The following is a 1,381-nucleotide window of genomic DNA, read 5'->3' as shown; positions in this document are numbered from 1 at the left end:
CCCGGGTGATCCGGTGCCGCTCGTCCTGGTCCTCGTCGTCGTCGCCGTACAGCTTGGCGGCGGCGCGTTTCAGGTCGTCCCAGAACTCGCGGTCGTCGAGGTGGTCGTCGACGGCCTGGTCGTCGGCGAGGACACCCCACGCGACCGGGGCGGGCACGGCGTCGCCCATCGCCTCGGCGAGGCTGTCGCGGTCGGCGAGCAGGTTGTCGACGTCGTTGCCGGTGTCGGCCGGCGCGGGCAGGGGCGCGGCGTCGGCGTCGCGGCGGTCCATCTCCTCGGCGATCCGCAGTAGCTCGGCGTTGTCGGCGTACTGCATCGCCCACGCGAGGTCGTCGTCGCTGAACTGGGCGAGGTCGGCGGCGAGGTTCCCGCCGGGGAACAGGCGCCCCAGCATGTCGCGTCGGGCGGCCTCGGCCTCGATAGCGTCGCCCTCCGGGGTGCCGTGTCCGGCGGCCCCGTAGCGGGCGGCGAGCTGCGCGTCGGACAGGCCGACCAGGTCGGGGCGCACGCCGGGGAGTCGGCTGGCGCGGTCGCGCCGGTCCAGCTCCGCCATGATGCGCACCTGGTCGCGCTCGTCGACGTGCGGGAACACGCGGGCGAGGTCGTCGTCGGACAGGTCGAGCAGGTCGTCGACCAGCCGCCCGCGCGGTGCGGCGCGGGCGAGCAGGGCCTCGCGGTCGCGGCGGTCGGTCTCGGCCTCGATCCGCTGCCGGGCGCGGTCGTCGAGCGGCGTACGGAGCGCGGCGGCGAGCTGGTCGTCGCTCATCTCCCGTACCGACTCGTCGTCGCCCGACCAGACGCGGGCGGCCTCGACCTGCTCGGGCGTGGCCTCGGTCCGCTTCTCGGGGAGGTTCCCGGCGCCGGGCTGCTCGCGGTGCCGCAGGCGGCGCAAGTCCGGGTGGTCGGCGAGGTGGTCGCGCATGGCGGCCTGCCACGCGCGGACCTTGGCGCGGGCGGCGCGCTGCGCCTCGGGGGTGAGGGCCGCGGCCTCCCTGCGCTTCCACTTACGTACGTGCCGCTCGATCTCCCGCTGACGCTGCCCGGCGCGGTATCCGTCCGGGTCGCTGGTGGCAGCCTCGACGCGGGTGATCCCGGGCGTGTAGGCCGACACGCTGTGGCGGCAGTTGGGGTGCTGGAGCCCGGCGGCGCGCGCTTCGTCGAGCGATCCGGCGACGCGGACGGGCACCATGCGGCCGTCCTCGATGGCGTGCTCGATCTCGACCGTGCGCGCCCCGGGGGGCCCGCTGATCGTCAACACGCGGCCTTCCCATGGGCGGCACAGGGGGCACTCACGGGGGGCGTCGGAGACGACGACCAGGTCGACGCCGTGCTCGGTGAGGGTACGCATGTGCGCCTCGGTCGCGGCCCGCGCGGTCGCCGT

1 protein-coding gene is annotated in these 1,381 nt (G+C 75.7%); it reads right to left on the bottom strand.

Annotation, left to right across the window (positions count from 1 at the left end):
• The coding region (locus IE225_RS32585; RefSeq protein ID WP_229880214.1) for a phage minor capsid protein at positions 1 to 1,348 on the bottom strand (1,348 nt) is incomplete at its 3' end.
• Positions 1,349 to 1,381: the final 33 nt, after the last annotated feature.

Origin of the sequence: Streptomyces echinoruber (assembly GCF_014651135.1) — a bacterium.
GTDB lineage: Bacteria > Actinomycetota > Actinomycetes > Streptomycetales > Streptomycetaceae > Streptomyces > Streptomyces echinoruber.
This window is presented reverse-complemented; position numbering and strand designations above follow the sequence as displayed.